The organism is Terriglobus saanensis SP1PR4 (assembly GCF_000179915.2).
In the GTDB taxonomy this organism is placed as follows: Bacteria; Acidobacteriota; Terriglobia; order Terriglobales; family Acidobacteriaceae; genus Terriglobus; species Terriglobus saanensis.
In genome coordinates, this window is sequence record NC_014963.1 from 2,208,682 (window position 1) to 2,235,348 (window position 26,667).

Below are 26,667 nucleotides of genomic sequence, written 5' to 3' on the forward strand. Positions count from 1 at the left end.
TTAACAGGAGTAGTTTCTTATGATTCGAGCACTCTATACAGCGGCCAGCGGCATGAGCGCGCAGCAGGCCAATCTCGATACCATCGCGAACAATCTCGCGAACTCGGCGACTTCGGGATTTCGGCGGCGACGTCTTCAGTTTGAAGATATGGTCTATCAAAATCTTGTGACGCCGGGCTCTGCGGAGACGACGCAGACCACCTCTGCTGGACTACAGATCGGTCTCGGCACTAAGTCGGTTGCCTCGGAGGTCATCATGACGCAGGGTGATTTCAATCAGACAGGAAATCAGTATGACCTTGCCATCCAGGGGCAGGGCTTCTTTCAGGTGATCCGTCCCGACGGCACGCTCGCGTACACCCGCGCAGGTAGCTTTCCGCCCAATGGCCAGGGACAACTGGCGACGGTCAACGGCGATCTGCTTACGCCTGCCATCTCGATTCCGGCAAATGCCACAAGCGTGACGATTTCGGCCTATGGCGTTGTCACCGCTGCGGTGCCCGGATCGACCACTGGGACACAGCTCGGAACTATTCAACTGGCAACCTTCCCAAATCCGGGCGGCTTGAATTCGCTCGGAGGCAATCTTTTTCAGCCGACCCTGGCGTCGGGCAATGCGATCACAGATCTGCCAGGTGGAAACTCCGGTATGGGTACGTTACAGCAAACCTATCTCGAAAACTCCAACGTGGACGTGGTCGAAGAGTTCGTCCAGATGGTAATGGCGCAGAGGGCGTATGAGAGCAACTCCAAGGTGATTCACGTTGCGGATGACATGTACTCGCAAATCAATGGATTGATACGGTGATGAAGCGGGTCTTGTTCTTTCTTATTTCACTTCTTGCGGTCGGGCAAAGCAGGCAAGCCGTCGCCTCCTGCGCAGCCACCCCCGTAGCGGCAGCCCGTCTTGCCGTAGGGGAAAGCCTCGACCCAGTAGCGGAGTCACCGGAACCGATAAGTTCTACTGGATTTCGCGCTGCTGGTGTGCACTGGGATCCGCTTCTGCAAAAGCTCTGGTTTCGCGTACTGGATTGTAAATATCCCGAACGGCCTGCGGTTCTTGTGCCGGTCTCTTTGCACACCGACGGAGTCCCTTTGGCAGTCACGGCTGCTCCGCAGGAGCCTAAAGTGCGAACGCTAGCGGTCCATGCTGGACAGACCGTCGATCTTCTCTATGAGCAAGGTCCCGCTAAGATTCACCTCCGAGGGATCAGCGAGGCGAACGGGTACATCGGCGATCGCATCGTCCTTCGCCCGATCGCATCGTTGGGCAGCCCACCGGAGCTTCGCCTTCATGCGTCTGTGACAGCGGAGGGAGAGGGGGTTCTGCTTCCATGAACGAAACTTCGATGCAGTCCCAGACCTTATTACCTACTCGGGAGCCACGGCAAAGCTCTCCTCGCTCGTTGCGCAGCCTCACCCTGCGCTTCATTCTTTTGAACCTGCTGCTTCTGGCGGGAATCCTTCTTGCCCTCGCTATGTATGGGCAGACTCCGGCACCTACGACTCCTCATCCAGCACGCACGAATAGTCCGGCGATCTCTGCACTGGACAACTATCTCAACCGCGTTCGCACGCAGGCCAACGTGCCAGCTACACCCGGCGCGATTTGGATCGACTCCGGGCGGCTCTCGCGCATGTTCACGGATGTGCGGGCTATGAGGCCCAATGATCTGATCTCTGTCGTCGTTTCTGAGAGCCTGGCCTCTTCGACGGACGGCACGGTCAAAGGCAGCCGCAACTCCAGTGCAAACTCTGCGATTACCGCGCTCTTTTCGAAACTCTCCGCAGCCAGCGCCGCGCAGAACCTGATCAATCAGAGTTCCGCTTCCGCGCTGACTGCGCAAGGACAGAGTGCGAACAACTCCAGCCTCAGTACGATCCTCGGTGGGCAGGTCGTGGATGTCCTGCCGAATGGGACGTTGGTAATCGAAGCAGCGCGTCAGGTGGAGTTTTCGCAACAGACGCAGACGATCGTTCTTCGCGGCCTGGTACGTCCTGAAGACATCTCCCAACAGAATCAGGTACTCTCCACGGCCATCTCCAGCATGGAACTTCAGGTACGGGGACGCGGTATTGTGACCGACTATACCCACCGTCCCAACGCTTTAGTCCGGCTTTTACAACGCGCTCTCATCTTCTAGGAATAAGGTTCCCCATGTCCTTTTCGGCAATGCGCCATACCGCGGCTGCGATCTTCCTGATCGGTGCTCTTTCGCACGCCTCCGATCTGCCGCAGCAGCATCTTGCGCGCATCAAGGACATTGCTTCGGTAGAAGGCATTCGCGAGAACCAACTGGTCGGATATGGAATCGTGGTGGGTTTGCAGGGCACGGGCGACAGCCAGCAGACCAGTTTCCCGGTACAGACCCTTGCGGCAACACTGCTGCGCATGGGCGTCAGCGTTCCCGCCAGTTCGATTCGTGTTCAGAATCTCGCGGCCGTCTTCGTTTCCGCCAGCCTTCCCCCGTTTTCCCGTCCCGGAACCCGCATCGATCTCACCGTGTCTTCCGCGGGAGATGCAAAGAGCCTCGAGGGCGGTCTGTTGCTCATGACGCCCCTTTACGGCGCGGACGGTCGCATCTACGCGCAGGCACAAGGTCCGCTTGTGCTCGGCGGCTATTCGGTTACGGCCAATGGCAACACCAAGCAGACGAACCATCCGACGACAGCTCGTGTTCCTCTGGGCGGATCCGTCGAGCGAGGCGTTCCACTCGACCTCACGAATCGCCAAAGCCTCTCTCTTCTTATGCACGAAGCAGATTTCCGTTCTGCGGAGGCCATGGCCGATGCTATCAACACCACGCTCCATCGAACGGTGGCACATGCTGCCGACAGTCGGCGGATCGATCTCACCCTTGTTCCAGGGGAGGATGTCCCGTCTTTGCTGGCGCGTGTGGAAGCGATTGAAGTGCCCTTCTACCCGCGATCGAAGGTTGTCGTGAATGAGCGTACCGGTACGGTCGTGATCGGTGGCAATGTCGTTCTTCAGCCTGCGTCCATCCTGCACGGAGGTCTCGCGGTCAACATCATCTCGGAGAACCAGGTGTCGCAGCCTGGGCCATTCTCGAATGGCACGACCCAGGTAGTGCAACAGACACGTATCGACGCCAAGGACAAGCCCGTAAACCGGATCGATCTGCAGCAGGGAAGTACCGTAGACGATCTCGTCCGGAGTCTGCAGATGATTGGTGCTACGGCCCGTGACGTGATCTCCATCTTGCAAGCCATGAAATCCGCCGGAGCGATGGAAGCGGAGATTGAGGTCCTATGATCACCCCTACAAACCATCTTTTGCCTAGACAGGCTTCGTCCACAACTCCAGCGCAGCATCGTATTGTCGACGCTGCCCAAAAGTTTGAATCGATCCTGCTTGGGGAGATGCTCAAACCTCTCCGCGAAAAGAGCGAGCTCAACCCGGATACCGACTCCGATGGGACAAACGACACCTTGATCAGCTATGGCACGGAAGCCCTGGCGCAAGCAATGGTGAAAGGAAGAGGAATTGGCATCGCTAAACAGATTGTGGACCATTTTGCACAGCGGCAGAACATCCAAACGGCATCAGAGAGTCGTTAGGTTAAAGTGTTCAGAAAAATCCGCCGATAAGGTAATTGAGGACGAGATTCATCATGACGAACTCCAACCATATCAACATCACATCCAGCCTGCTGCCAAGTCTCGATAAACCCGATAAGGTCGATATCGAAAAAATGGGGCTCCGAGTTACCAATTCCGTCGCGAAGACTACGCCCGCGCCGGTAACAGATTCCGCTTCACTGAGCGGCGTCTCCTCCAGCCTCGCTACGGTGCTCACTTCGGACGATGTTCGGTCCGACAAGGTAGCCGCACTCCAAGCTGCGATTGCAGACGGCAGCTATAGCGTCCCGTCCGCGTCGGTAGCAGACAAGCTCATCGACAAAATGTCGAACGATTAACCCCCGGCCAGGACAGATATGCACGAATGGGAAGCCCTTCTTCGCGAAACGACATCCGCACTAGCGAGTCTTGAAACGCCGAAACTGGAACTACTCGCTCAGAAGGCTGAGTCTCTGGCGGCCAATCAAAGAATCCAAGGCTCGACCTCCGAAATGGAGCGCCTCGTGACTCTGAAGAACACCCTCTCCGCTCTGCTGGAAAGCACGCAAAGAGGTATTCACCTTATGCAACACCTTCGTATAGAAAGGCCGACCCGTGGGTTCTCTGACTTCGCTTCTTAGTATTGCGCGCCAGGCTCTGGCGAATTCTCAAACGGCGATTGACGCCACCGGTACGAACATCAGTAACCAGCACACCGTTGGCTATACCCGTAAAACGGCTGTATTTGCGGAGAGCGATACGGTCGACGTTGGCGGCTCTCTGCTGGGAAGCGGGGCCACGGTCACGATTGTCTCGCAACGCGACCGCATTCTCGAGCAGCGTATGCAGCAGCAGACGCAGGCTGATGGGCAGACCAGCGCGCGGCTGACCGCTCTCCAGTCTGTCGACAGTATCTTCCAAACAACTACCAGTTCAGCAGATGCCAGTGGCATTGGTTCCTCGCTCGATGCTTTCTTCAACTCGTTTTCTGCGCTGGAAGCGAACCCTACGGATGGGGCCACGCGCCAAGCCGTACTCACATCTGCGCAAACTTTCGCGACGGCCATTCAGGCAGCCTCCTCTCAGCTCACCTCCCAGGCAACGGACCTCGGGCAGCAGGTGTCAGGTTCGGTGGCACAAGTCAATCAGCTTACCTCGCAGATTGCCGCGCTGAATGGGAAGATATCCTCCACGAGTCCTGACGCTGACGCGGGGGATCTCGAAGATCAGCGCCAGGAACTGATCACGCAACTGTCCGGCCTGGTCGGTCTCAGTCAGAGTTCGACTGCGAACAACGGCATCGCTCTGACCACGACGAATGGCACACCTCTCGTCGGCGGTAATATCTCGTACAACCTGACGGCTCAGAATGTCGGTGGGAGCGTGCATGTCTTCGGGCAACAGAATGGGGTTTCAACGGATATCACGAGCGCGCTCTCGGGTGGCTCCATCGCCGGAGACATCCAGGCCCGTGACGTCGATATCGCCAGCGCGCAGACCTCGCTCGATACGCTCGCGTTCGACGTGGCCACTGCAGTGAACACACAGAACAGCGCAGGCAAAGATGAGAATGGCGCCGTGGGAGGCAATATCTTCGGTGTACCCAGCAGCGCCAGCGGGGCCGCGGCTTCTTTGACCGTTAGCCTGACGGATCCCGCCGGAATTGCTGCAGCAAGCGGCACAGACGGCGCCGGTGGTAGCACCAATGCCACCGCGCTGGCGGCGCTCGGAAGCGGAAAGATTGTGGGTGGTGAAACGCCAGCTTCTTTCTTTGGTTCCTTTCTGACACAGCTTGGTACGACGATCTCCGGAGCCACCACCGACGAGACAGTGACCGCCGCAGAACTCACGCAGGCCACCGCACAGCGCAACGCCCTCTCCGGTGTTTCTCTCGACGAAGAGGCCTCCAATCTCACGGAGTATCAACGCTCCTATCAGGCGGCGGCCAAGGTCTTCTCCATCGTAGACGAGATGTTTGCTTCAGCAATCAATCTCGGTGTCGAGTCAGCAGTCAGCTAAAGAACTTCAAGGCGAATAAGGAAAAAATGCGCATCGATCCGACTTATACCAATAGTCTCGTCGCTTCTCTCAACTCTCTCTCCGCATCACAGCAAAAAATCTCGCAGGAGATGTCTACTGGCCTGCGACTCACTTCTCTGGGGGACGATCCTCTCGCCGCAGGACAGAATGAGACCCTGACTTCCGCCATCAGTCAGATGGACAGCTTCGTCAAGACGGTTTCGAACGTCTCGAACCGTATGCAGGCAGCGGACACAGCACTCTCCAGTACTGTCACTGCGCTAGACAACGCTCTCTCGCTGGCGACGGCTGGAGCGAACTCCACCCTCACCTCGACGCAACTGAAATCCCTCGCAGAGTCGCTGACTTCTATCCGCGATTCCGTGCTCTCGCTGGCAAACAGCAGCTATCAGGGCAACTTCCTCTTCGCCGGTACAGCGATCTCGTCGCAGCCTTTCACTCTGGATGATTCAACTACACCCGCCACCGTCACCTATTCCGGCGACGACGCCACGCAGACCGTAACCAGCACCACCGGGCAGCAACTCGCCACCTCCGTTCCTGGTTCTCAGCTCTTCGGTACTGGCACAGCGAACGATGTCTTTGCCGCACTGAATACTCTCATCGCGGACTACCAAACGGGAGTCGCCCCGACCTCCGCTACCGCGGATCTGGCCACGCTCCACGACAGTCTCACCAACCTCAGCCAGCAGCGCAGTATTCTCGACAGTTCTATGTCTCGCCTGTCCGCCGCCGGGACTTACGCCACCAACCAGGAAACAAACCTACAGGTCGCCCAGAGTACCCTCATCTCGTCGAACACCGCATCTCTTGCCACACAGCTTAGTGCCGTGACGACACAGCAATCCGCCCTGCGGAGCACGATCGCCATCGTGGAAAAGGGGAGTCTCTTCGACTATCTCTAAAAGCCTTCCTCGTATACTGATTTTGTTGAGGTACTGCGAGGAACTGATTTGGAAGCTGCATCCTTTCTCTGGAACGCGACCCGCGGCCACAGGCTGACTCCCTGGCGAAGCCCCTATCTGCTCTGGCGCATGGAAACCTATACGGGACGTCCCGCCGATTCGATTGACGCGAAGTTTTTCTTCGGTACGGTCTGGCGCGAACGAATGCAGATGCTTCGCTTCCTTCGCTGGATAGGGGAGTTGGAGAGCCATGTCAGCGATCGGAAGTAAGCCCGGTTGTACCCGGCGGGAGCTGCTGCGTCTCTCCCTGACTACCACTGCGGCCTTTGCTGGAGCATCCTTGCTGGGTTGCCGATCCGCAACGCCCAGAATGAGTCCCTCGTTCTCCGGAATCGATGCCTCCGGCCAGCATTCTCTCCGTTTCGCGGCTTCCGGTCACGGCCTGCTCACAGGGACCGCGGTCGCCATGCAACCGCTGCGTCATGATCCACGTTATGCGCAGCTTCTTCGCGAGCAGTGTTCTATTCTCGTCGCCGAAAACGCGATGAAGCGCGGCGACCTGCAACCGATCTCGCCTGCCTACTTCTGGGACGATGCCGACTTCCTTGTGGCCTTCGCCGAACAACACAGAATCAAGATCCGAGGTCATAGCTTCGTCTGGCACGAGGCGATACCGAAGTGGCTTGAAGCCGCCATCAACAAGGACAGCGCTCGCCACCTCATGGTCGATCACATCCAGACCGTGGCCTCTCGCTATGCAGGCAGGATGCATTCCTGGGATGTGGTCAATGAGGCCATCGCCCCGGAACAGGGAAGACCCGACGGCCTGCGTATGACGCCCTGGCTCCGTTATGTCGGCGACGATTATCTCGAAGTCGCCTATCGCACGGCGCGGCAGGCCGATCCGGCAGCGCTCCTGACCTACAACGAATACGGCCTCGACACCGAGAGTTCGGAGTCAGAACAGCGCCGCGCGGCAACCCTTCTCCTCCTTCGCCGCCTCAAGGCGCGGAATGTGCCGATCGACGCCATGGGAATTCAGGCGCATCTCACCGCCGGTGAAGGTAATCGCTATGGTCAAGGTCTACAACGTTTCATCGCAGAGTGTCGCGCCCTGAACCTGCAGGTCTTCATCACTGAGATCGATGTGAATGATCGCGCCCTTCCGGGAAACAAGGACGCGCGGGATGAGAGCGTAGCCAAAACGTACCGCGACTACTTAAATACAGTCCTGCCAGACCCTTCCGTCCATGCCGTTCTTACCTGGGGCATTACTGACCGAGGCACATGGCTGAACGGAAAAAATGGCCGCGCGGATAAACTTCCAGAACGTCCGCTTCCGTTCGACGCGGATCTTCAGCCGAAGCTAGCCTTTGCCGCCATGCGGGAAGCGTTCAATCATCGCTCAGCCCATCCCGCTCCGACGGCCCCCGTCCAGAACTACGATCCTATCCGACCTCGGTCTATTTAGTCGCGCGGTTAATCGAAAGTCGTTGATCGCTTCTCGATATAGTCTCCCGGCTTTCCATACTCATCGTTTGGATTTGATTCTCAGCCGTTGGTGGCGGAGGGCGCGCCCGTGCTTTGTCGTAAAAGGAATGTTTTTTGAGGAACCGTGTTTTAACTCATGTTGGGGGCGCTTTTCAGCAATCTGCCGAAAGCCGGGGCGTGTCTCTTTCTTCGGCATGAGTGCAGCTCACTGCCGTATCAGCGTAGTGATTTACGGAACACAGAGGGAGACTATTTTGGCGCGTATCGGTTTTTTAATCTTATCCGGAGCGGGACACCTCTATCCTTCAGTGACTCTCGCGAAAGCGTTGCAGGAGCGAGGAAACGAAATTGTCTTCTTCGGTGTGCCTGATGTGACCCACGTGATTACCGAGCAAGGTCTGAATTTTGTTCCATATGGGTTCACGGAGTATCCGGTTGGCACACTTCAACGGGTACGCACAATAGGTGGAAGCCTCAAGGGACAGGAAGCTATTCAGTTTTACCTCCAACGCGCGCAGATCCTGGCGCAGGCGGCTTTTCGCGATCTGCCACAACTGATTTCGGGGCAGAAGATCGAGGCTCTGGTCATCGATCAACTTTTTCCAGGTGGCGCAACCGTCGCTCTGCACCTGGATTTGCCCTATGCCTCGCTAGCCAACGCATTAGCGGTGAATAAAGAGTCTGGTGTACCTCCACCCATGACGTCCTGGGATTATGAGATTGGCACCGCCGCTGAGAAAAGAAATGGGGATGGCTGGCAGCGGTTGAAGAATGCCCACATCCCATTGCGCGACTTCGACAATGCGCAACGTATCGCGTGGGGGCTGGATCCTTACGAAGACGTTTGGGAAGACAGTTTCTCTTCACTTGCCCAGATCAGCAATCAGCCTAAAGCATTCGATCTGCCACGGAAGCAACTGCCCGCAAACTTTTACTACGTAGGGCCGCTCTTTCAGGCTACCAGCCGTCAGCTTGTAGCATTCCCTTGGGAGCGTCTCGACGGCCGCCCACTCATCTATGCTTCCATGGGCACCGCTCAGAATGGATTGGAATGGGTCTTTCGCGCCATCCTTGAAGCATGCGCCGGCCTCGATGTGCAGCTGATTCTGTCGCTGGGAGCAGGCGTTATCACTGCAGACGATCTAGATATTCCGGCGAACGCGATAGTTGTTCCATACGCACCTCAACCTCAGATGCTTGAAAGGGCCGCCGTGTGCATCACGCATGCAGGACTGAATACGGCTCTTGAGTCACTCTCGCATGGTGTCCCCATGATTGCGATTCCGATCACGACGGATCAGCCGGGTGTGGCAGCCCGCATCCGTTATACGCAAACTGGCGAAGTGATCCCTCTTGAGGAACTTACAGCAGGGAGGTTGCGCGATCTCATCCACAAAGTCATGGGGGAAAGCTCCTATCGCGAACGTTCCCGAGCGCTTCAGCAGGCTTTCATTGCGGAACGGCCACTCATCCGCGCCTGCGAAATTATTGAAAGCAAGGTGCTCTCGGAGATTCGTCGTCTCTAGAAGCTGCGATGCGGGATGACCTTGAGCTGTTGATGGCGGGAGATCATCTACGTCCGTTGGCCAGGAATATTTACCGTTGGATTTTGTCCAAGTGAGGACGATTCCAGCAAGCTGCCGGAGAGGTGGCCTGTCGGGGATTTCCTCTTCTTCAGCATGAGCAATAAGTTCATTGCTGTTCGGTCCATGATTTACAGAATTCAGACGAGGTTCATTTGGCACGTATCGGCTTTTTATCCTTATCCGCAACCGGACATATCAATCCAGCAACGGCCTTGGCCAGAGGGTTACAAGACCGAGGTCATGAAATCATCTTTTTTGGTGTGACGGACATGGCTCATACGATTACGGGGCGTGGACTAGGCTTTATTCCGTACGGGCTTAAAGAGTATCCAGTCGGCTCAATGCAACAACTCTACAATAAGCTCGGAAAGCTGAAAGGCACTGAAGGTTTTCAGTTTTTCCTAGAACGCATGTTGGCTCAAGCAGAGGTTGTGTTTCGAGAGTTGCCGCAACTGATCACGGAACAAAAGATTGAGGCTCTGGTTATCGATCAACTGTTTCCAGGCGGTCCGACCGTCGCACAATACCTCGATCTACCCTATGCCTCGCTTGCCGCCGCATTGGCGGCAAATGAAGAGCCTGGCGTGCCTCCGCTCACCTTGAACTGGGATTACGAGGACGGTGTAGTCGCCGAAGTACGGAACCTGGCCGCTTGGAAGCAGATAGGAATGGCTTTCATCCCATGGCGCGACTTCGATAACTCACAACGCAAGGCCTGGGGCCTCACTCCCTATACCAAACTTTTCCAAGACAGCTTCTCTCTTCTTGCTCAGATCGCCAACCAGCCTAAAGCGTTCGACCTGCCCCGAAAAGAGCTCCCCGCGAGCTTTTACTACGCAGGGCCTCTCGTTAGCGCTGCCGCGCGGCAACCCGTGGATTTTCCCTGGGAGCGTCTCGACGGACGGCCCCTGATCTATGCCTCCATGGGTACTCTCCAAAATGGCCTTGATTGGATCTTCCGGATCATCCTCGAGGCATGCGCTGGCCTGGACGCGCAGCTGATTGTGTCGCTGGGAGGTGGAGCTCTCACCGCGAGCGAACTGGATATTCCATCCAACGCGATCGTTGTGCCGTATGCCCCTCAACCCCAGGTGCTTGAACGGGCTGCTCTATGCATTACGCATGGAGGTCTGAATACGACGCTTGAATCGCTCATGAACGGTGTCCCGATGGTCGCGATCCCCATTACAAATGATCAACCGGCCGTGGCGGCCCGCATCCGTTATACGCAAACCGGTGAAGTGATCTTGCTTGAAGACCTTACGGTCGACCGACTGCGTGATCTCGTTAAAAAAGTACTGACCGAATCTTCCTATCGCGACCGCTCGCAAGCGCTTCAGCGAGCCATCTTGGCTGAGCGGCCACTCATCCACGCCTGCGAAATCATCGAAAGCAAGGTGCTGTCAGAGATTCCTGCGCGAAAGATCAATTAAGTAAGGACAACGCAGCATCAGATTTCATGAGTAGAGCACAAAACCAAGATTGATCTGGCCGATAGTCCGTGTCGTGCGGCGGAAGACGCCGATGCCTTCGCGGCTGCCTCCGTCGTTGGTATTTCCTTCGATCGTGGTGAGTTGGTTGCCATGGACTTCCTCAATCAAGCCCATGTGCCCGGCCGTTCCCGAAGTACGAAGCAGAAATAGCGTTCCTGGAACGATGAGCGACGGTTCATTTTGCGCTTCCTCCGAAAGAATGCGGCGGGCGGAGCTGACATGATTCGCGTCGGCCCAATGGGCGAGTACGCCCGCTGTTTTGGGACATGGATTTGGAGTGTCGAGGGATCCAGCAGCCTTATCAAAACACCAGTAGACGAAGCAGGCGCACCAGGCAAAATGTCCGGCCGGGTCGAGTCCTGTCTTTTCGATATATAGATCCACTTCGGGTCCACGGTTGGAGCCCGGGGGTACTTCCATCGTCCCAATTTCCCCAGCGGCGACGTTGAGAATCTTTTTCAGGAGTGGCGATACCGCCTTGGTCTTGGTAAGGGTAGGAACAGTTCGGTCGCCAAAGAGCACGGCCCACGTTGTGGGCCCTACTTTGCCGTCGATGAGTAAGGGTGTCCCGTTGCTGTCCACAGAACGCGCTTGAAAGTGCTCGACTGCGCCAGCGGTTTCTGCTCCGTACTTGCCGTCGACATCGACGGGGCCGCAACCCACAATAACCAGTCGTTTTTGAATTGCTGTGACTGCTTCTTTATTCGTGCTGCCAGCCATGATGGTCGTTCCGGGGAATACTAGTTTGGGCATTAAAATGCTCCTCGTCAAGAAGTGGGGTGCGCGCCATTCTAGGTTCTTTGCCCTTAACTGATCTGGATTTGCCGGTGTTCGTCGACAATCCTCTCGTCCACATCTCGAAGCGAGCTCTTTGAAAGGTGATTTAAAGCCTTTCCCTCCGCTGAAACGTTCTCTGGGGAAGTCCATTCAAAATTGCTGATAACCGAACGAAATGCTATCCTCTATCAGACACTTAGAGTGGACTTGAGAGCATAGAGAAGCAGGAGCAACGTAGAACCGTGTTGGCAACCGCAAAGAAATCTGACATCATTTCCAAGTTTCGTACGCATGAGTCGGACACCGGCAGCCCGGAAGTCCAGATCGCGATCCTCAGCGAACGCATTGGCGAACTTACTGAGCACTTCAAGACGCACAAGAAGGATCATGGCTCGCGTCGCGGCCTCCTCATGCTCGTCAGCAAGCGCCGTCGTCTGCTCGATTACCTGAAGAAGAATGACTCTGACCGGTATCGCGAAGTGATTGGCAAGCTCGGCATCCGCAAGTAGCTGCTGCGCCATCCGCGCATACCCGTGCGCCCATCCAGTGAAAGACGAAATCCTTTCCTAAATGATTCTTATGCAATGCGCGAATCCTCTCCGCCCATCAACCCATACGACGGGTGCCGGAGAGGATTTGCCGCTTTTGCACGCCTGCGCCTGTCCATGGAAATATTCCGGACGCGCGGCCCACGACTTCCAACAATAGAGAACAAAGAGAGAGCACACCTATGAAACAGGAAGTGACCGTAGAACTTGCCGGTGGCAAGCGCATCACCTTTGAGACGGGCCGCATTGCCAAGCAGGCATCCGGCGCAGCCTTCACCTCCTCGGGAGACGTCGTCATCCTCGCCACTGCAGTAGGCGCACCCGACCCGAAGGAAGGCATCGACTTCTTTCCCCTTACCGTGGAGTATCGCGAAACCGCTTACGGTGGTGGACGCATTCCCGGTGGCTTCATCAAGCGCGAAGGCCGTCCCTCAGAGAAGGAGATCCTTACCTGCCGCCTGATCGATCGCCCCTGCCGGCCGCTCTTCCCGGATGGCTACCGCAACGAGACCCAGGTCATTGCTTTTGTTTATTCTGCGGATAAGGAAAACGATCCTGACGTCATCGCGATCAACGCAGCCTCCTGCGCGATCTCGCTCTCCGACCTTCCCTTCCAGGGCCCCATCGGCGCTGTTCGTGTCGGGCTGATCGATGGCAACTTCATCGTCAATCCGACCTATACCGAGCGCAAGGAATCTCTGATCAACATCATCGTTGCTGGCACCAAGGACGGCATCGTGATGGTGGAGTCCGGTGCAAAAGAAATTCCGGAAGACAAGGTGATCGACGCCATTGAGTTCGGCCATGAACAGGTAAAGCTGATCTGCGCTGGAATCGACGAGCTCGTCGCCAAGGCTGGCAAGGCAAAGCGCATCGTCAATCCTGTTGAGATCGACGATGCCTTTTACAACGACCTGAAGTCCAAAGTCTACGACCGCGTCGCCGATGCGCTCGACACCCAGAAGTATGCCAAGATCGACAGCTACGCCAAGATCAAAGAGATCAAAGACGAGCTAAAGAAGGCCCTTCCCGAAGGCGACGCCGCGGCCTCCAAGAAGCTCAGCAAGTACTACGAACTGCTTCGTGAAGAGATCTTCCGCAACCAGGTCACGAAGGACCGTATCCGTCCCGATCGCCGTGCCTTCGACGAAATCCGCACCATCGATATCGAAGTCGGTATCCTTCCTCGCACCCACGGTTCGGCACTCTTTACCCGCGGTGAAACCCAGGCGCTCGTTACAGCCACGCTCGGTACCGGCGATGACGCACAGCGCATGGAATCGTACGAGGGAGAACAGAAGAAGCGCTTCATGCTTCACTATAACTTCCCACCGTATAGTGTTGGTGAAGTTGGACGTATGACAGGAACCAGCCGTCGCGAAGTCGGCCATGGTGCTCTTGCATACCGTGCCATCGAAGCAGTTCTCCCACCTGAGGCTGAGTCCCCCTACACCCTTCGTGTTGTTTCCGACATCACGGAATCCAATGGTTCGTCCTCCATGGCGTCGGTCTGCGGCGCATCGCTCGCTCTCATGCAGGCTGGTATCTCCCTCAAGGGGTCGGTCGCTGGCGTTGCGATGGGTCTTGTGAAGGAAGGCGATTCTTACGCCATCCTGACCGATATTGCAGGTGCGGAAGATCACTACGGCGATATGGATTTCAAGGTCGCTGGAACCCGCAACGGTATCACCGCGATGCAGATGGACATCAAGATCATGGGCATCACGCCCCAGATTATGCGTGAAGCGATGGAGCAGGCACGTCATGGCCGTCTCTTCCTTCTCGACAAGATGGACGCCGTGATCGCTTCCGCAAACGAAGAGAAGTCGCGCTACGCTCCGCAGATCCGCACGTTGCAGATCCCCACGGACAAGATCCGCGACCTCATCGGACCCGGCGGCAAGATCATCCGTGGCATCGTCGAAGCCACCCAGGTCAAGATCGACGTCGACGATACGGGCCGCGTCAGCATCGCGTCCTCGGATCCCGACAACCTCGCCCGCGCCATCCAGATGGTTTCGGACATCACGGCAGTTCCTGAAATCGGCAAGACCTATCTAGGTAAGGTAGTCCGTCTGGCGGAGTTCGGCGCTTTCGTCGAGATCTTCCCCGGTACCGACGGTCTCCTGCACGTCTCCGAGATCGCAGAACACCGCGTCAAGGAAGTGAAGGATGAACTTCGTGAAGGCGATCAGGTCTTGGTAAAGGTCCTTGCCATCGAAGGCAATCGCATCAAGCTCTCCCGGAAGGCTGTTCTGCGCGAGCAGCGTGCGAAACTCGGCCTCCCTGAGGTTGAGCCAGCAGGCGGCGATGTTCCCCGTGGAACAGCCCCGACAAGCGATAAGCGCAGCGACGAAGAAACCATCACCCTTGAAGGTGGCGATGACTTCGACGATGAGGATGAGGATGACGATGAGGACTTCGACGGTGATGAGCCGACAGAAGGCGCAACAAATGCTCCCGCAACGGATGCGCCGCACGGCGCACGTCCCGCAGGCACAGGCGATGCAGCGCGTCGTCGCCGCCGTCGTGGCGGACGCCGTCCCGGTGCAGCGGGCGGAGCCCCTCCTCGCCAGTCGTAATTGTGATCCGATAAAAAGAAAGAGCCAGCGTACCTACGCTGGCTCTTTTCTTTTTCGTTCATCCGCATACACTTGAAAAAACAATGGCAGCTTCCATGTATATCGTCGTCGAAGGCGAAGATCCCGGCTTCGACATCTTCGTCAACGGTCGAGCCATCGCGCGCAACGAGGATGGGCTCGAACAACTCGCGATCTCGCTCGCCGTCCGTCCCCTGATCGAGTTCTTCTCTGCGGACGAAAATTCGATGGCGCTCCTGATCGAAGAGGGAGCGGGGAATCCGGAGCTGCTTCCAAGTCTTCCGGCGCCACAGTGGTATGCCGGCGAGGACGGTCTCAGTACGGTTCAGGCGCTCGTTGCTGAACTCGCTCGCGATCCTGCGATCCTGGGTAGTGAAACAGAAATCATTCGCGAAGAACTCTCCCAATACATCACAGTCCTGCGCAAAACCGCAGAGCGCAACCTCCGCTGGCATCTTGCGGTTAGTTGGAGATAGTCGGTTGCAGATGGCGGTCAGGAAGTCGGTATGCTTTTTCTCAATTGCAGCCTTCTCGTCTTGAAAAAATTCAAGATCGGTAGCTCGATCAGCCAGTAGCATGCCAAGCCAAAACTCAGACCCATAAGGCAGCCCAGCAGCAATCCCATCGTAGGGGATAGACGCTTTGCGAGCATCAGGTGTCTTATGATCGTGATGCCGTACTCATGCACAAGATAGATTGAGTAAGAAGCGTCGCCCAGTAATAGCGACCAGCGTGGCAGCCTGCTTCCAATGACGCCTTCAAGCGACAGGGCGGAAATCAAAATAAGAAAAGACAAAATCCCCCACTGCACTACACGCAGGGTATAGAACGGCGCGGTTATTTCAAGGGTAAGGGAAGCCAGAAGCAGGAAAGCCGCTACGACTGCAGGCAATCTCATCTTAGACCGCGTGTACCAGATGGCCGCCACCATTCCCAAGCCAAACTCCAGATACAACGAGAGATCCATGTGCACCGAAGGGAGAGGCACCGTGATGCCTACCAGACCAATCAGAACAACGAGGGGAAGCACGATCTCCATCACTCGTCCCGTCCAAAGAATGACCAAAGCGATGAGCAGATAAAAAGCCATCTCGTAGGTAAGCGTCCATCCTACCGAGACAATGGGCAGATACTCGCCGAATCGACCGCGTGTCGGCAGGAAGAGATAGGAGCCGGCAATATGCAGGAAGGTAAAGGGCACTCCGAAGTACAGCATGGACAGAAAGGTTCGTGTGGTTACAAGCCAATACAGAGGGACAATTCTTTCCAGTCGCCTTTGGAAAAACCTGGCTGTGGCCGCGAAGCCGGATCTACTGGAATCGATCGAAAGTGGAATGATGAATCCGCTGATGACGAAAAAGAGATCAACCCCGCTGGCGCCGTTGTCCCATACTTTATGCCCCGGAGTGAATGGAGCCATCACGTCAGAAAAGTGGTGCACCACGACGAGCATCACGGCAATGCCGCGGAGAACTTGCAGGGTACGCAGCGGGGCCGGTCTAGGGGATGAAGCCACAAGCTCAAGTTTAGCTGGTGCATGCGTCTTTCAGAGACAAGAGCAGAACCCCGAAGAGCAATGGGCCGGTTTGGCGTGAAATCACTCTTCATAGAGTGAAGAGGCTTCCGTGGCGTAGGCTGGAGGTCTCCGCTCCGCACGCAACGTCAACTGAAACTGTCTGAAAGAAAGGTTTGTGAAACACCCATGATCATCACCGAAGAGTTTGTCGAACTCACTACCCCATATGGCCCCATGCGCACCCACATCCTCCGTCCCGTTGCGGCAGGAAAGTATCCTGGCATTGTGTTTTATTCGGAGATCTTTCAGGTGACAGGCCCCATTCGTCGCACTGCTGCTCTGATTGCTGGTCACGGATACATCGTCGCCATGCCCGAGGTTTACCACGAGTTCTGCGAGCCGGGCGAGGTCTTCGCCTACGATCAGGCTGGTTCCGACAAGGGCAATGCACTCAAGACCACCAAAGAGCTTGCCAGCTACGACGCAGACACCCGCGCCGTTCTCGACCATCTCAAGCAGCGCCCCGACTGCACCGGCGAGCTAGGCGCGCTTGGCATCTGCATGGGAGGACACCTTGCCTTCCGCGCTGCCTTCGAGAAAGATGTCCGCGCTACCGCCTGCTTCTATGCCACCGACATCCACAAAGGATCTCTGGGCAAAGGCATGAAGGACGATTCCATAGCGAGAGCCAGAGAGATCGAGGGCGAACTTCTCATGATCTGGGGACGCCAGGATCCGCACGTTCCACTCGAAGGCAGACGCAAAGTGCAGACCCTGCTCGACGAGCTCAATCTTCGTTACAACTGGGTCGAAGTCAACGGTGCCCACGCTTTTATGCGCGACGAAGGCGCACGTTACGACCCCGAACTGGCTCTCCGTCTCTACGGAGCGGTCCTGGACCTCTTCCACAGGCGTCTCGGTCAGGGCGACCGCTAAAAGAAAGGGGGCGCAGCGATGTCGATCGCTGCGTCCCTCTTTCTGCTTAGAAGTTACCCGTTCATCTGCTTCCATCGGCGCACCATATTCCGCGCCGCAACGTCCCACTCCGGATATTGAAAATCAAAGCCCGCGCGTTCCAGCACTCCTGGCAAAACATTGATGCTCTTCAGCACCAGCCAGGCCTCTGTGCCGAGGATGGGAGCGCCGATCTTCAAGGCAAACTCAGGCGCAGACAATCCTATCTTGACACCCGCTGCCTTCCGCAGGATCCGCATGAACTCGGCGTTCGGCAGAGGAACAGGAGATCCCATATTCACAGGGCCGGAGATACTCTCGTCGCCGATCATGAATTCGACCGCACGTACATAGTCCTTGTCGTGCATCCACGAGATAAACTGCGTTCCCGGGCCTTGTGTTCCGCCAAGGCCATACCGCACCAGTCCCAGCAGGACATCGAAGACGCCGCCTTTGTCCGGACTGATCGCCAGGGTCGTTCGCAGGGCAATCTTTCGCACTCCGGGAACTTCGATGGCGTCGAACGTGTTTTCCCAGGTCTTGACTACTTCAGCGGCAAAGCGCCAGGTCTCTGGAACAGCCTCGCCCTCGCCGCCGAGCCATGTCGTGGTCTCCGTAAAGGCTGCCGATGTCGAGTGACGATAGATTCCGGCTGCGCTGGCGTTGATCCAGACCTTCGGCGTTACTTGCGTAGCCTGAATCGCCGAACCAACGGCCTCGGTCGACTCGACTCGCGACGCGATAATTTCGCTGCGATTCTTTGTCGTATAACGGCAGTTGATCGTCTTTCCCGCCAGGTTGATGACCGCGTCAGCGCCTTCTAGTTCTCTGGACCAAGGCCCCAGGGTGCGCCCGTCCCACTGCACCACGCGCCACGGAGATCTCGAACTGGCGGATCGGCTCAACACGATCACTTCGTTGCCGATGCGTGAAAAATGTCGCGCCAGCAGGGTGCCCACCTGGCCGTTGCCACCCGCGAGGACGATCTTCAAGCGAGATACTCCTTCAACCACGGATCGTCAGAGTGTGTCAGTTCCAGCGTCGTCCCATCGAAGACGATCTTGCCGTCATTCAGCATCAGGAACTTTGTCTTTTCATCGATGCCGTTCGCAGGGATCTTTTCCGCGCCATTCTTTTCCACGTTGTAGTGGTTGGTGGCAAGATAGAAGGCATCCTGCAGGCGATGCGTGATAATGAGGGAGGTCGTGTGCGAAACATCGCGCCGCTTCATCACCAGTTCCATAATGGTGGTTGAAGTAATCGGGTCCAGACCGCCCGTGGGCGAGTCGTAGAGGATCAAATCTGGCTCTGTAATGATGGCGCGGGCAATCGAAACGCGTCTGCGCATACCACCGGAGAGCTCAGCAGGGAACTTGTCGATCGCCTTCTCCAACTCCACAAAACGCAGCGCTTCTTCGACCCGTTTGTGTGCTTCCTCGGCTGGAACTTTGTCTTCATGGAGCAGATAAGCGACGTTGTCCTCTACGGACATGGAATCGAAGAGGGCCGACTCCTGAAAGACCATCCCAATTCTGTGCCGGAGCGCAAACATCTCGCGCTCTTTCATCCCGGTGATCTCATGGCCCAGCACGCGAATGGTGCCGCTGTCTGGCTGTAACAGGCCATCGCAGAGCTTCATCAGAACGCTCTTGCCGCCGCCTGCAGGCCCCAGCAGAAGCCGTGTCTCGCCCTGTTCGATGGCGAAGGATACGTTCTTGAGTACTTCGTTGCCTTCAAAACTGATGGAAACATCTTCAAAGCTGATCGCAGGTCCTTCATACTCGACCTTTTCAGCCTTGTTCTCCGTCTTGCTTTCCGCTGTACTCATGAGCCAAAGATCCCGATCATGAGGCGGGTGAGGAGAAAGTCGACGACGATGATGCATACCGAGGAGATCACCACGGCCTGCGTCGTGCTCTTGCCCACGCCCTGTGTTCCACCCTTGGTGGTCATGCCGAAGTAGCAGCCCACGCTGGCAATGATGAAGCCGAAGAATACCGGTTTGACCAGACCCTGCACCACATCGCCGTAGACAAGCGAAGCGTAGCTGGAATGGAAGTAGGCGCTGCTGTTCAGCCCGAGCAGCGCCACGCTGACGAGCGCTCCACCGGCGATACCCATTGCTGCGGAAAGAATGGAAAGGAATGCAAGCATGATTACGGTCGCCGCAATGCGTGGCAGAACCAGCTTGCGCACGGGATCCGTGCCCAGCGCACGCATCGCGTCGATTTGTTCCGTAACCCTCATGGAGCCAAGTTCGCTGGCGATACCGGATGCGTTGCGACCGGAGACCATCAAGCCAGTCAGCACCGGCCCAAGCTCTTTGACCATGGATAGCGCTACGAGGCTGCCTGTCTTGCTTACCGCGCCAAACTGTTGCAACGCCGTTGCGCTTTGTAGAGCTAAAACACAACCGGTAAAGAACCCAGCCAGAATCACAATGGGCAGGGATCCAAAGCCGATGGAGTCCATCTGTGTGAAGATCTCATCCCAATAAATGGGAGGCGTCAACAGGCTCTTCATCGCGCGACCGGACAGAAGAGAGTACTCCTGCAGGGCAGCGATGGAACGTTTCGTAAAGTCCACTGGCGAAACTAGCATCATGCAGTCTTAAATTTCTCTATCATTTTCATAGGTGCGGTCACTCTATCAGATGCGCATTCAATCACTTCCGTTCCACTCTCCCTAAGACTTCTTTTGCAGTGTTCCTATTCCGTATCCTCGCAGGAAAAATGAGAAAATAACGGTATGCCGCTTTCCGGAGTCACCATGCGGGCAGTTGTTCTCTACGGCAAAGAAGACCTGCGTGTCGAAGCTTTACCTGTACCCGTCCCCGACGCGGGCGAAATTGTGGTTCGAGTGGGTGCCGCTCTGACCTGTGGTACCGATCTCAAGGTCTTTCGCCGTGGCTATCATGCCATGATGCTGAAGCCGCCGATTGCCTTCGGGCATGAGCTGGCGGGAACCGTTCACGCCATTGGCTCCGGCGTAAAGAACTTCAAACCGGACGACCGGGTCGTTGCTTTGAACTCCGCCCCCTGCGACGTCTGCTATTTTTGTCGCCGGGATCAACAAAATCTCTGCGAAGATCTTCTCTTCAATAACGGCGCCTATGCGGAATATCTCCGTATTCCCGCTCGCATTGTGGCGAAAAACACCCTTTTTATCCCGGACGATGTGCGGTTCGAGCATGCAGCGCTTACCGAACCTCTGGCATGCGTCGTTCACGGGTTTGAGCAGTCAAACGCGCGCCGTGGCGACACGATGATCGTCATTGGTGCTGGTCCCATCGGTCTGATGTTTATCCACGTCGCCGCTCTGGCTGGCTGTCATGTCATCGCGGTGGTCAAGCGAAAAGACCAGGCGGTGGCGGCAAAAGGTTTCGGAGCGGCCCAGACGCTGCAGATCTCAGACGGTTTGGATGTCGTTGCCGCCGCTCGGGCGCTCACGCCCGACCAGCGCGGTGCCGACATTGTCATCGAAGCCGTGGCCACGCCTCTCACCTGGGAGTGGGCCGTGGACATGGTGCGCAAAGGAGGAACGGTCAACTTCTTCGGTGGTCCGCCCTCTGGAACGCGTGTCACCCTGGACACCAACCGCTTGCACTATGGCGACATTACGCTCAAAGCCACCTTCCACCACACGCCAGCGACCTGCCGCACGGCGTTCGAGCTCATCACCAGCGGACGTCTGCAATCGGCTGATTTCATTACCTCACACGCTGCCCTGGCAGATGTGCCAAAAGTCTTTGCAAAGATGATGGTGCGTTCCTCCAAGCCCGGGCCACCAGACATCAAAACGGCCATCTTCACCGAGACAAAACCTGAGATAGAACTACGAGGCCAGAACTTATGATTGTCAGTACGCCCCCCGTACGCCTTCAGGGAGGCCCGCCTTCGTTTGTCGAACCGGCTACGGCACCTACGCTTGAAGAAGCACGTGCCTGGTGCAAGTCCCTTGCAGAATCGCACTATGAGAACTTTCACGTAGCAACTTGGTTTCTGCCCGCCCGGCTTCGCACTCACTTTTATCCCATTTATGCCTACTGCCGCGTCTCCGATGACCTCTCCGATGAAGTAGGCGATCCGCTTCTGGCACTCCGTCTTTTGAACGAATGGGAGAAGATGCTGCTTGAGGTCTACGATTCACCGACCTCGGTCAAGCATCCTGTTCTCATCGCGCTGGCAGAAACGATCCGTTCCTGTGACATTCCGCGTGAGCCTTTCACGCATCTCCTTGTAAGCTTTCGTAAAGACCAGACCTTCTCCCGCTATCAAACTATGGAGGAATTGGCCTCCTACTCCGATAGTTCGGCCAGTCCCGTCGGCCATCTGATTCTCTACTCCTCGGGCTATCGCGATCCGGAACTCTTTGCTCTATCGGACAAGATTTGTACCGGCCTGCAGTTCGCCAACATGTGGCAGGATGTTGGCCCCGATTTGACCGAACGTGGCCGCATCTATCTGCCGGAAGACGAGATGAAGCGCTTCAACGTAACACCGCAACAGCTTCAAGCAGGAGAGTTTACTCCAGCCTATCGGGAACTTCTCCGTTATCTGGTCGGAAAGACGCGCGTTCTCTTTGCGGAAGGGCAGCCGATCGAAGATCGTGTCGATGCAGACCTTGCCTCTGCGCTACGTCTCTTTCGACGTGGAGGAGAGGCGATTCTCGATGCGATCGAAGCAATCGATTTTAATACTCTCAATCATCGCCCGATTGTTACGAAGGCCACAAAGATGCGTTTGGTCGGAGGTGCACTTACGGGGAAGCTGGCGGCATCTTTCCGCTCCAAAAAACGGAGCGCCGCGTGATTCCACAACTTGCCCTTGCCTATCAGGAGTGCCGCGCAATTGCGAAGCGTGAGGCGAAGAATTTTTACTACGCCTTCGTTGCTCTGCCGCGTCACAAATCCGATGCCATGTGCGCGATTTACGCCTTCATGCGTCGTGCCGACGATCTTTCGGATGACGAATCGATCTCCATACCGGAGCGTCGCGTTGCGATGCAGCAGTGGCTCGATGCGTGGCGCGCGGCGCGTGCAGGAAGCACGACGACAGACTCCATCTTTCTCGCCGTCAATGACACGCAGAAGCGCTTTGCGATCCCGGACGAGCTGCTAGAACAGCTCGTCCGCGGAACGACGATGGATCTCGAAGAAAACATCGACGGTGTCGTGCCGATCATGGCAATTCCGGCGGGGATGATCTCGCACCAACGCGCCTACCAGGCGTACGAATCCTTCGACGACCTCTACCGCTACTGTTATCTCGTGGCTTCCGTGGTGGGTCTTGTCTGCATCCGGATCTTCGGCTATACCGACCCTCGCGCGGAGAGGTTTGCGGAAGAAACGGGGATTGCGTTTCAACTCACGAACATTCTTCGAGATGTGCGTGAAGATGCCGAGCGAGGACGTTTGTATCTCCCTCTGGAAGACATGCAATCGGCCGGTGCGGATGTCACGCAGATCCTCTCCGCCACTCATACCCATCGTCCATCACAGCCGGTGCTCGCGCTCATGCAACTCGAGATCGAGCGCGCACGCGCTTACTACCAGGCCGCCGATCAACTCATTCCACTTCTCGATCGCGACTCACGCGCTGCGATGAAGGTTCTTGCATCGATCTACCACGGGCTCCTGGAGCGTGTCGCCAGGGATCCGGCAAAGGTCTTTGTGGAACGCGTCAGTGTACCCACTTCGGTCAAGCTCACCATTCTGCTGGGAGGGATGGGGAAGTCGTTCATAAATCGGGCGTTTTCGAAATGAGCGATGTGATCGTGATTGGTGCGGGACTGGCTGGCCTTGCTGCAGCGACCGCACTTTCCTCGCAGGGCGCGGAAGTCACCGTGATCGACCGAAAGCCCTTCGTCGGGGGGCGGGCCTACTCTTATGAGCATCCTTCGCTGCACGAGATCGTCGACTGCCAGCACGTTCTCTTGGGTTGCTGCACGAATCTTCGTGCTCTCTGTGAAGACGCCGGGATCGGTGACAAGATTCGCTGGTATGACGAACTCACCTTTCTCGAAACGAACGGCAGTAGTACAAGCATTCATCCCAGTGGCCTTCCGTCGCCTTTTCACGCTTCACCTGCTTTCCTCCGAGCTTCGATGCTGGGTCTGGCGGACAAAGTGGGAGTAGCGCGCGGCCTGGTGGAGTTTCTCCGTGGCTATCCTGCGGATGACAGTGAAAGCGTTGCACAGTGGCTCAAACGGACCCATCAAAGCGAACGTGCCATCCGTCATTTCTGGGAGCCCGTCATCGTTGGTGCCTTGAACGACAGCTTTGAAAACTGCTCCACACGTTATGCGGGACAAGTCTTCCACGAAAGCTTTATCAAATCCGCGGAAGGCGGCCGCCTCGGCATTCCGAAACGCCCACTCTCCGAGTTCTACGGCGAAGTCGCACGGCAGGCGCAGCAGCAGGGAACCAGCTTCCTACTGACGCAAAGCGTAGACACGCCGCTGCAGCGCGATGGGGACCGCTGGCTCATCCATCTTGAGGACCAGACACTATCGACGGAGAACGTCATCATCGCCGTGCCCTTTGAACAAGTCCAACGTCTCCTGCCGGCCGAGCTGAATACTACCTCAGACCTCATCGCTAACGCGGGCCAGTTCCGCAACGCGCCCATCACCACGGTGCATCTCTGGTTTGACCGCGAGATCACCGAACTGGACCACGCGGTCCTTCTTGATACAGGCATTCAGTGGATCTTTCATAAATCCCGCATCCGCAGGTGGCCTGCTTCGGCAGGCAGCTACGTCGAACTGGTCATCAGCGCGTCGCATCCTCATCTCAAACGCTCACGCGAAGACCTGCTTTCGAGTTCGCTCGAAGAGCTTGCCATGTTTTTTCCTGCAGTGAAAAAAGCAGAGCTGCGCAAGAGCGGCATCCTGAAGGAAGCGCGCGCAACCTTCTCCGTCATGCCCGGCCTCGACAAGTTTCGTCCATCCCAAAAGACGGACCTTCCCGGACTCTACCTTGCCGGAGACTGGACCCAAACCGGATGGCCCTCGACCATGGAAGGCGCCGTCCGGAGCGGATTCCTGGCGGCAGGGGAGGTGATGGACTCACCCAGGCGCTTTCTTCGAAGCGATCTCCCGCCACAAGGTCTTATGCGCTGGTTGTCTAAGTAACTTTCAACGGGCCAGGAGTGCCACACCGGCACAAACGAACAATGCTGCCAGCCAGCGCCTTCGGTCTACATTTTCCTTCAGGAAAATCTTCGCAGCGATCGCCGTCGACACAAAAGTGAGCGAGGCGGTCGCGGGCGCGACGAGCGAGAGGTCCGCTCCTGCCAGCGCAAAGAGCAGGGAAAAGAAGCTCAGAGCCATGCAGACGATTCCGAGGATCAGCGTTGGCTTAGTCACCACTGCCAGAATCGCCCCGCCTAAGCCGCTCTTTGCTCGAATCGCATCCAGATCCAGAGACCGCATGGAACGGGCGATCAAAATATCGCCCGCCGTTGCGGTCACAACGACCGCCGCGATGGTCGTCCAGGTGTGCAGTGTGGAGTCAGGGATCACCACGATCAGGCCACACTTTCATCGAGATCGACCGCGTGCTCTGTCCGCGAAGGTCCGTTCGCCACAAAGCCGACACCGACGACAATCAGGCAGATCCCCAGCCAGCGTAGCGGCGAGATGCTCTCGCGCAGCCAGAGCTTTCCGATAAGCGCGGTAACCACGTTTCCAAAGGCTGTTGCCGGAAGGACGAAGGTCAGGTCTGCCCAACTCAATGCCGTCATATAAGACGCCATAAAGCCAATGAGTACAACAATTCCCGAGAGCACCCAGGGATTGCCGAGGGCGTAGAAAAGTGACGAAAGGTGGTGGATCGAGACGGGTCCGATGTCGTGCATACCGCGGCCAAGAAGAGCATCGCCCACAGCGGCACCGAGCATGACGCAGAAGAGCAGGAGATAACGCGAAGCGGGAAGGCGGTGAGACATCTACCTCTATTCTATCGGCGATAAGCGCTGCTGAAAACTCGAAGAGATGACGGCGCTACCAACGCCTGAACGTTTAGAGTCATCCCAGAAGGTAGAGAGCGATGTTGCGGCTCACGAACCGGAATGGAGGGCCTCTTGCGATTTTTTCATCTGTGGCACGGCTGGTTTCTGGCGCTCTTCTTTTTCTGTGCGGCGCTCGTGTTTTCGAACGCGACGCACTGGGTGCTGTTCCGGATTCTCCGCAAACAGCAGAGCGAAGGAAAGCCGGAGTTCTTTGGTCTGGGGCTCAAGGCGCATCTGGGGAAGCCAGCTCGCGCGATCTTTATCATCACCTGTCTCTTTGTAGCCCAGCCCTTTCTTCCGGTTTCGAACGAGATCCACGAAAATGTTCGGCAGGCTTTGGCGATCGCGATGGTGTTGTCGTTGGGCTGGTTTGCGACGGGTGCGGTCTATGTGGGACAGATCCTGTTTCTGCGGCGGTATGACCTGCAGGCTGCGGACAATGTGCAGGCACGTCGCGTCCACACGCAGTTCCAACTGTTTCGCCGGATGCTGATTGGTTTCATCATCGTTCTAACGATAGGCGCTGCCCTCTATACGTTTCACGATGCACGACTTTGGCGTGCGGGAACAGGGCTTCTGGCGTCGGCGGGACTGGCTTCTCTCGTACTGGCGACGGCAGCGAAGTCGACCGCTTCGAACTTTCTGGCCGGCCTGCAGATCGCCCTGACAGAACCGATCCGTATCGACGATGTAGTGATTGTGCAGGGAGAGTGGGGAAGGATCGAAGAGATCAACTCCGCCTACGTGGTGGTGAGGATCTGGGACATGCGGCGCTTGATCGTACCGCTCACGTACTTCATCGAGAACAGCTTTCAGAACTGGACGCGCCAGTCTGCGGACATTATGGGGACGGCGTTTTTATATCTGGACTACACTGTGCCAGTGGAACCGCTGCGTGAGCATCTGACCAAGATTGTCTCCGGCGCGAAGCAGTGGGATGGTAAAGTCTGCGGACTTCAGGTGACGGACCTGAAGGAGCACACCATGGAGATTCGCTGTTTGATGAGTTCGACGAATGCAGGCGATAACTTCGATCTCCGCTGTCTCGTACGCGAGGGCATGATGGCCTTCGTTCGAGAAAACTATCCAGACGCTTTCCCACAGATGCGCTTGTTGGGGAGACCGGAGCAGATTAAACAAAAGGGACGCGAGTAAACTCGCGTCCC

At 56.7% G+C, this 26,667-nt stretch carries 28 protein-coding genes; 21 read left to right on the plus strand and 7 right to left on the minus strand.

Features of this window, described 5'->3' with window-relative positions; genetic code table 11:
* Positions 1 to 19: 19 nt before the first annotated feature.
* The 12 genes from flgG to ACIPR4_RS09175 all read left to right on the plus strand — a co-directional run bounded on the left by flgG (position 20) and on the right by ACIPR4_RS09175 (position 11,034).
* A complete protein-coding gene (flgG, locus tag ACIPR4_RS09115; RefSeq protein ID WP_013568371.1) occupies positions 20 to 808 on the plus strand; it encodes a flagellar basal-body rod protein FlgG in 789 nt (262 codons plus the stop codon).
* Positions 808 to 1,338, plus strand: a complete 531-nt coding sequence (locus ACIPR4_RS09120) for a hypothetical protein (RefSeq protein WP_013568372.1) — start codon at positions 808 to 810, stop codon at positions 1,336 to 1,338. Before flgG ends, ACIPR4_RS09120 begins: the two co-directional genes overlap by 1 nt.
* Positions 1,335 to 2,144, plus strand: a complete 810-nt coding sequence (locus tag ACIPR4_RS09125; protein WP_013568373.1) for a flagellar basal body L-ring protein FlgH — start codon at positions 1,335 to 1,337, stop codon at positions 2,142 to 2,144. Before ACIPR4_RS09120 ends, ACIPR4_RS09125 begins: the two co-directional genes overlap by 4 nt.
* A gap of 14 nt (positions 2,145 to 2,158) precedes the next feature.
* Positions 2,159 to 3,274 (plus strand): flagellar basal body P-ring protein FlgI, encoded by a 1,116-nt coding sequence (locus tag ACIPR4_RS09130; RefSeq protein WP_013568374.1) that lies wholly within the window; start codon positions 2,159 to 2,161, stop codon positions 3,272 to 3,274.
* On the plus strand, positions 3,271 to 3,579 hold the full coding sequence (locus tag ACIPR4_RS09135; RefSeq protein ID WP_013568375.1) for a hypothetical protein: 309 nt from the start codon (positions 3,271 to 3,273) through the stop codon (positions 3,577 to 3,579). The genes ACIPR4_RS09130 and ACIPR4_RS09135 overlap by 4 nt, the downstream gene beginning before the upstream one ends.
* A gap of 53 nt (positions 3,580 to 3,632) precedes the next feature.
* Positions 3,633 to 3,938 carry a flagellar biosynthesis anti-sigma factor FlgM gene (flgM, locus tag ACIPR4_RS09140; RefSeq protein ID WP_013568376.1) on the plus strand — a complete coding sequence of 102 codons (306 nt, stop codon included), beginning with the start codon at positions 3,633 to 3,635 and terminating at the stop codon, positions 3,936 to 3,938.
* A 256-nt stretch (positions 3,939 to 4,194) separates the two neighbouring features.
* Positions 4,195 to 5,598, plus strand: a complete 1,404-nt coding sequence (gene flgK / locus ACIPR4_RS09150; RefSeq protein ID WP_013568378.1) for a flagellar hook-associated protein FlgK — start codon at positions 4,195 to 4,197, stop codon at positions 5,596 to 5,598.
* 26 nt (positions 5,599 to 5,624) lie between these two features.
* Positions 5,625 to 6,524 carry a flagellar hook-associated protein FlgL gene (gene flgL, locus ACIPR4_RS09155; protein ID WP_013568379.1) on the plus strand — a complete coding sequence of 300 codons (900 nt, stop codon included), beginning with the start codon at positions 5,625 to 5,627 and terminating at the stop codon, positions 6,522 to 6,524.
* A gap of 48 nt (positions 6,525 to 6,572) precedes the next feature.
* Entirely contained in the window at positions 6,573 to 6,794 is a 222-nt protein-coding gene (locus ACIPR4_RS09160; RefSeq protein WP_013568380.1) for a hypothetical protein, read from the plus strand.
* On the plus strand, positions 6,775 to 7,995 hold the full coding sequence (locus ACIPR4_RS09165) for an endo-1,4-beta-xylanase (RefSeq protein WP_013568381.1): 1,221 nt from the start codon (positions 6,775 to 6,777) through the stop codon (positions 7,993 to 7,995). The genes ACIPR4_RS09160 and ACIPR4_RS09165 overlap by 20 nt, the downstream gene beginning before the upstream one ends.
* Positions 7,996 to 8,062: 67 nt before the next feature.
* The gene (locus ACIPR4_RS09170) at positions 8,063 to 9,541 is read left to right on the plus strand and encodes a glycosyltransferase (RefSeq protein ID WP_245536498.1); all 1,479 of its coding nucleotides are present in this window, start codon (positions 8,063 to 8,065) and stop codon (positions 9,539 to 9,541) included.
* A gap of 212 nt (positions 9,542 to 9,753) precedes the next feature.
* On the plus strand, positions 9,754 to 11,034 hold the full coding sequence (locus tag ACIPR4_RS09175) for a glycosyltransferase (protein WP_013568383.1): 1,281 nt from the start codon (positions 9,754 to 9,756) through the stop codon (positions 11,032 to 11,034).
* Positions 11,035 to 11,058: 24 nt separating this feature from the next.
* On the opposite strand, the gene ACIPR4_RS09180 is transcribed toward ACIPR4_RS09175, so the two are convergent.
* Positions 11,059 to 11,847 (minus strand): CHAP domain-containing protein, encoded by a 789-nt coding sequence (locus ACIPR4_RS09180; protein ID WP_013568384.1) that lies wholly within the window; start codon positions 11,845 to 11,847, stop codon positions 11,059 to 11,061.
* A 266-nt stretch (positions 11,848 to 12,113) separates the two neighbouring features.
* Here ACIPR4_RS09180 and rpsO point away from each other — a divergent pair, with 266 nt between their 5' ends.
* The 3 genes from rpsO (at position 12,114) to ACIPR4_RS09195 (ending at position 15,495) form a co-directional block, all read left to right on the plus strand.
* A complete protein-coding gene (gene rpsO / locus ACIPR4_RS09185; protein ID WP_013568385.1) occupies positions 12,114 to 12,380 on the plus strand; it encodes a 30S ribosomal protein S15 in 267 nt (88 codons plus the stop codon).
* A gap of 221 nt (positions 12,381 to 12,601) precedes the next feature.
* Entirely contained in the window at positions 12,602 to 15,001 is a 2,400-nt protein-coding gene (pnp, locus tag ACIPR4_RS09190; RefSeq protein ID WP_013568386.1) for a polyribonucleotide nucleotidyltransferase, read from the plus strand.
* A gap of 83 nt (positions 15,002 to 15,084) precedes the next feature.
* Positions 15,085 to 15,495: a PX domain-containing protein gene (locus ACIPR4_RS09195; RefSeq protein ID WP_041586017.1), complete on the plus strand. Its 411-nt coding sequence runs from the start codon at positions 15,085 to 15,087 to the stop codon at positions 15,493 to 15,495.
* 17 nt (positions 15,496 to 15,512) lie between these two features.
* On the opposite strand, the gene ACIPR4_RS09200 is transcribed toward ACIPR4_RS09195, so the two are convergent.
* Positions 15,513 to 16,535, minus strand: coding sequence for an acyltransferase family protein (locus tag ACIPR4_RS09200; protein ID WP_013568388.1), 1,023 nt, complete (start codon positions 16,533 to 16,535; stop codon positions 15,513 to 15,515).
* A 186-nt stretch (positions 16,536 to 16,721) separates the two neighbouring features.
* On the opposite strand from ACIPR4_RS09200, the gene ACIPR4_RS09205 reads away from it, so the two are divergent.
* Positions 16,722 to 17,471 carry a dienelactone hydrolase family protein gene (locus ACIPR4_RS09205; RefSeq protein WP_013568389.1) on the plus strand — a complete coding sequence of 250 codons (750 nt, stop codon included), beginning with the start codon at positions 16,722 to 16,724 and terminating at the stop codon, positions 17,469 to 17,471.
* Between the two features lie 53 nt (positions 17,472 to 17,524).
* On the opposite strand, the gene ACIPR4_RS09210 is transcribed toward ACIPR4_RS09205, so the two are convergent.
* The 3 genes from ACIPR4_RS09210 to ACIPR4_RS09220 are packed head-to-tail and all read right to left on the minus strand — an operon-like array spanning position 17,525 to position 20,093.
* A complete protein-coding gene (locus ACIPR4_RS09210) occupies positions 17,525 to 18,481 on the minus strand; it encodes a TIGR01777 family oxidoreductase (protein ID WP_013568390.1) in 957 nt (318 codons plus the stop codon).
* On the minus strand, positions 18,478 to 19,317 hold the full coding sequence (locus tag ACIPR4_RS09215) for an ABC transporter ATP-binding protein (protein ID WP_013568391.1): 840 nt from the start codon (positions 19,315 to 19,317) through the stop codon (positions 18,478 to 18,480). The genes ACIPR4_RS09210 and ACIPR4_RS09215 overlap by 4 nt, the downstream gene beginning before the upstream one ends.
* Entirely contained in the window at positions 19,314 to 20,093 is a 780-nt protein-coding gene (locus tag ACIPR4_RS09220; protein ID WP_013568392.1) for an MlaE family ABC transporter permease, read from the minus strand. Before ACIPR4_RS09220 ends, ACIPR4_RS09215 begins: the two co-directional genes overlap by 4 nt.
* Positions 20,094 to 20,258: 165 nt before the next feature.
* On the opposite strand from ACIPR4_RS09220, the gene ACIPR4_RS09225 reads away from it, so the two are divergent.
* From ACIPR4_RS09225 to hpnE, 4 genes are read left to right on the plus strand one after another with little or no spacing between them, the layout of a single operon-like run.
* Positions 20,259 to 21,344 carry a zinc-dependent alcohol dehydrogenase gene (locus ACIPR4_RS09225; protein ID WP_013568393.1) on the plus strand — a complete coding sequence of 362 codons (1,086 nt, stop codon included), beginning with the start codon at positions 20,259 to 20,261 and terminating at the stop codon, positions 21,342 to 21,344.
* Entirely contained in the window at positions 21,341 to 22,300 is a 960-nt protein-coding gene (gene hpnC, locus ACIPR4_RS09230) for a squalene synthase HpnC (protein ID WP_013568394.1), read from the plus strand. Before ACIPR4_RS09225 ends, hpnC begins: the two co-directional genes overlap by 4 nt.
* Positions 22,297 to 23,253: a phytoene/squalene synthase family protein gene (locus ACIPR4_RS22710; RefSeq protein ID WP_013568395.1), complete on the plus strand. Its 957-nt coding sequence runs from the start codon at positions 22,297 to 22,299 to the stop codon at positions 23,251 to 23,253. Before hpnC ends, ACIPR4_RS22710 begins: the two co-directional genes overlap by 4 nt.
* On the plus strand, positions 23,250 to 24,623 hold the full coding sequence (gene hpnE / locus ACIPR4_RS09240; RefSeq protein WP_013568396.1) for a hydroxysqualene dehydroxylase HpnE: 1,374 nt from the start codon (positions 23,250 to 23,252) through the stop codon (positions 24,621 to 24,623). The genes ACIPR4_RS22710 and hpnE overlap by 4 nt, the downstream gene beginning before the upstream one ends.
* Before the next feature lie 3 nt (positions 24,624 to 24,626).
* Here hpnE and ACIPR4_RS09245 read toward each other — a convergent pair whose 3' ends face one another.
* Both ACIPR4_RS09245 and ACIPR4_RS09250 read right to left on the minus strand, forming a co-directional pair.
* Positions 24,627 to 25,016 carry an EamA family transporter gene (locus tag ACIPR4_RS09245; protein WP_013568397.1) on the minus strand — a complete coding sequence of 130 codons (390 nt, stop codon included), beginning with the start codon at positions 25,014 to 25,016 and terminating at the stop codon, positions 24,627 to 24,629.
* A gap of 2 nt (positions 25,017 to 25,018) precedes the next feature.
* Complete coding sequence (locus ACIPR4_RS09250) at positions 25,019 to 25,438, minus strand: EamA family transporter (protein WP_013568398.1); 420 nt, start codon at positions 25,436 to 25,438, stop codon at positions 25,019 to 25,021.
* A gap of 135 nt (positions 25,439 to 25,573) precedes the next feature.
* Between ACIPR4_RS09250 and ACIPR4_RS09255 the strand changes: the two genes are divergently transcribed.
* On the plus strand, positions 25,574 to 26,656 hold the full coding sequence (locus tag ACIPR4_RS09255; protein ID WP_013568399.1) for a mechanosensitive ion channel family protein: 1,083 nt from the start codon (positions 25,574 to 25,576) through the stop codon (positions 26,654 to 26,656).
* Positions 26,657 to 26,667 lie beyond the last annotated feature (11 nt).

Bases quoted from the DNA above. Each gene is read 5' to 3' on its own strand.
- flgG (WP_013568371.1), top strand. From the start codon at position 20: ATGATTCGAGCACTCTATACAGCGGCCAGCGGCATGAGCGCGCAGCAG.
- ACIPR4_RS09120 (WP_013568372.1), top strand. From the start codon at position 808: ATGAAGCGGGTCTTGTTCTTTCTTATTTCACTTCTTGCGGTCGGGCAA.
- ACIPR4_RS09125 (WP_013568373.1), top strand. From the start codon at position 1,335: ATGAACGAAACTTCGATGCAGTCCCAGACCTTATTACCTACTCGGGAG.
- ACIPR4_RS09130 (WP_013568374.1), top strand. From the start codon at position 2,159: ATGTCCTTTTCGGCAATGCGCCATACCGCGGCTGCGATCTTCCTGATC.
- ACIPR4_RS09135 (WP_013568375.1), top strand. From the start codon at position 3,271: ATGATCACCCCTACAAACCATCTTTTGCCTAGACAGGCTTCGTCCACA.
- flgM (WP_013568376.1), top strand. From the start codon at position 3,633: ATGACGAACTCCAACCATATCAACATCACATCCAGCCTGCTGCCAAGT.
- flgL (WP_013568379.1), top strand. From the start codon at position 5,625: ATGCGCATCGATCCGACTTATACCAATAGTCTCGTCGCTTCTCTCAAC.
- ACIPR4_RS09165 (WP_013568381.1), top strand. From the start codon at position 6,775: ATGTCAGCGATCGGAAGTAAGCCCGGTTGTACCCGGCGGGAGCTGCTG.
- ACIPR4_RS09180 (WP_013568384.1), bottom strand. From the start codon at position 11,847: ATGCCCAAACTAGTATTCCCCGGAACGACCATCATGGCTGGCAGCACG.
- pnp (WP_013568386.1), top strand. From the start codon at position 12,602: ATGAAACAGGAAGTGACCGTAGAACTTGCCGGTGGCAAGCGCATCACC.
- ACIPR4_RS09195 (WP_041586017.1), top strand. From the start codon at position 15,085: ATGGCAGCTTCCATGTATATCGTCGTCGAAGGCGAAGATCCCGGCTTC.
- ACIPR4_RS09205 (WP_013568389.1), top strand. From the start codon at position 16,722: ATGATCATCACCGAAGAGTTTGTCGAACTCACTACCCCATATGGCCCC.
- ACIPR4_RS09215 (WP_013568391.1), bottom strand. From the start codon at position 19,317: ATGAGTACAGCGGAAAGCAAGACGGAGAACAAGGCTGAAAAGGTCGAG.
- ACIPR4_RS09220 (WP_013568392.1), bottom strand. From the start codon at position 20,093: ATGATGCTAGTTTCGCCAGTGGACTTTACGAAACGTTCCATCGCTGCC.
- ACIPR4_RS09225 (WP_013568393.1), top strand. From the start codon at position 20,259: ATGCGGGCAGTTGTTCTCTACGGCAAAGAAGACCTGCGTGTCGAAGCT.
- hpnC (WP_013568394.1), top strand. From the start codon at position 21,341: ATGATTGTCAGTACGCCCCCCGTACGCCTTCAGGGAGGCCCGCCTTCG.
- hpnE (WP_013568396.1), top strand. From the start codon at position 23,250: ATGAGCGATGTGATCGTGATTGGTGCGGGACTGGCTGGCCTTGCTGCA.
- ACIPR4_RS09250 (WP_013568398.1), bottom strand. From the start codon at position 25,438: ATGTCTCACCGCCTTCCCGCTTCGCGTTATCTCCTGCTCTTCTGCGTC.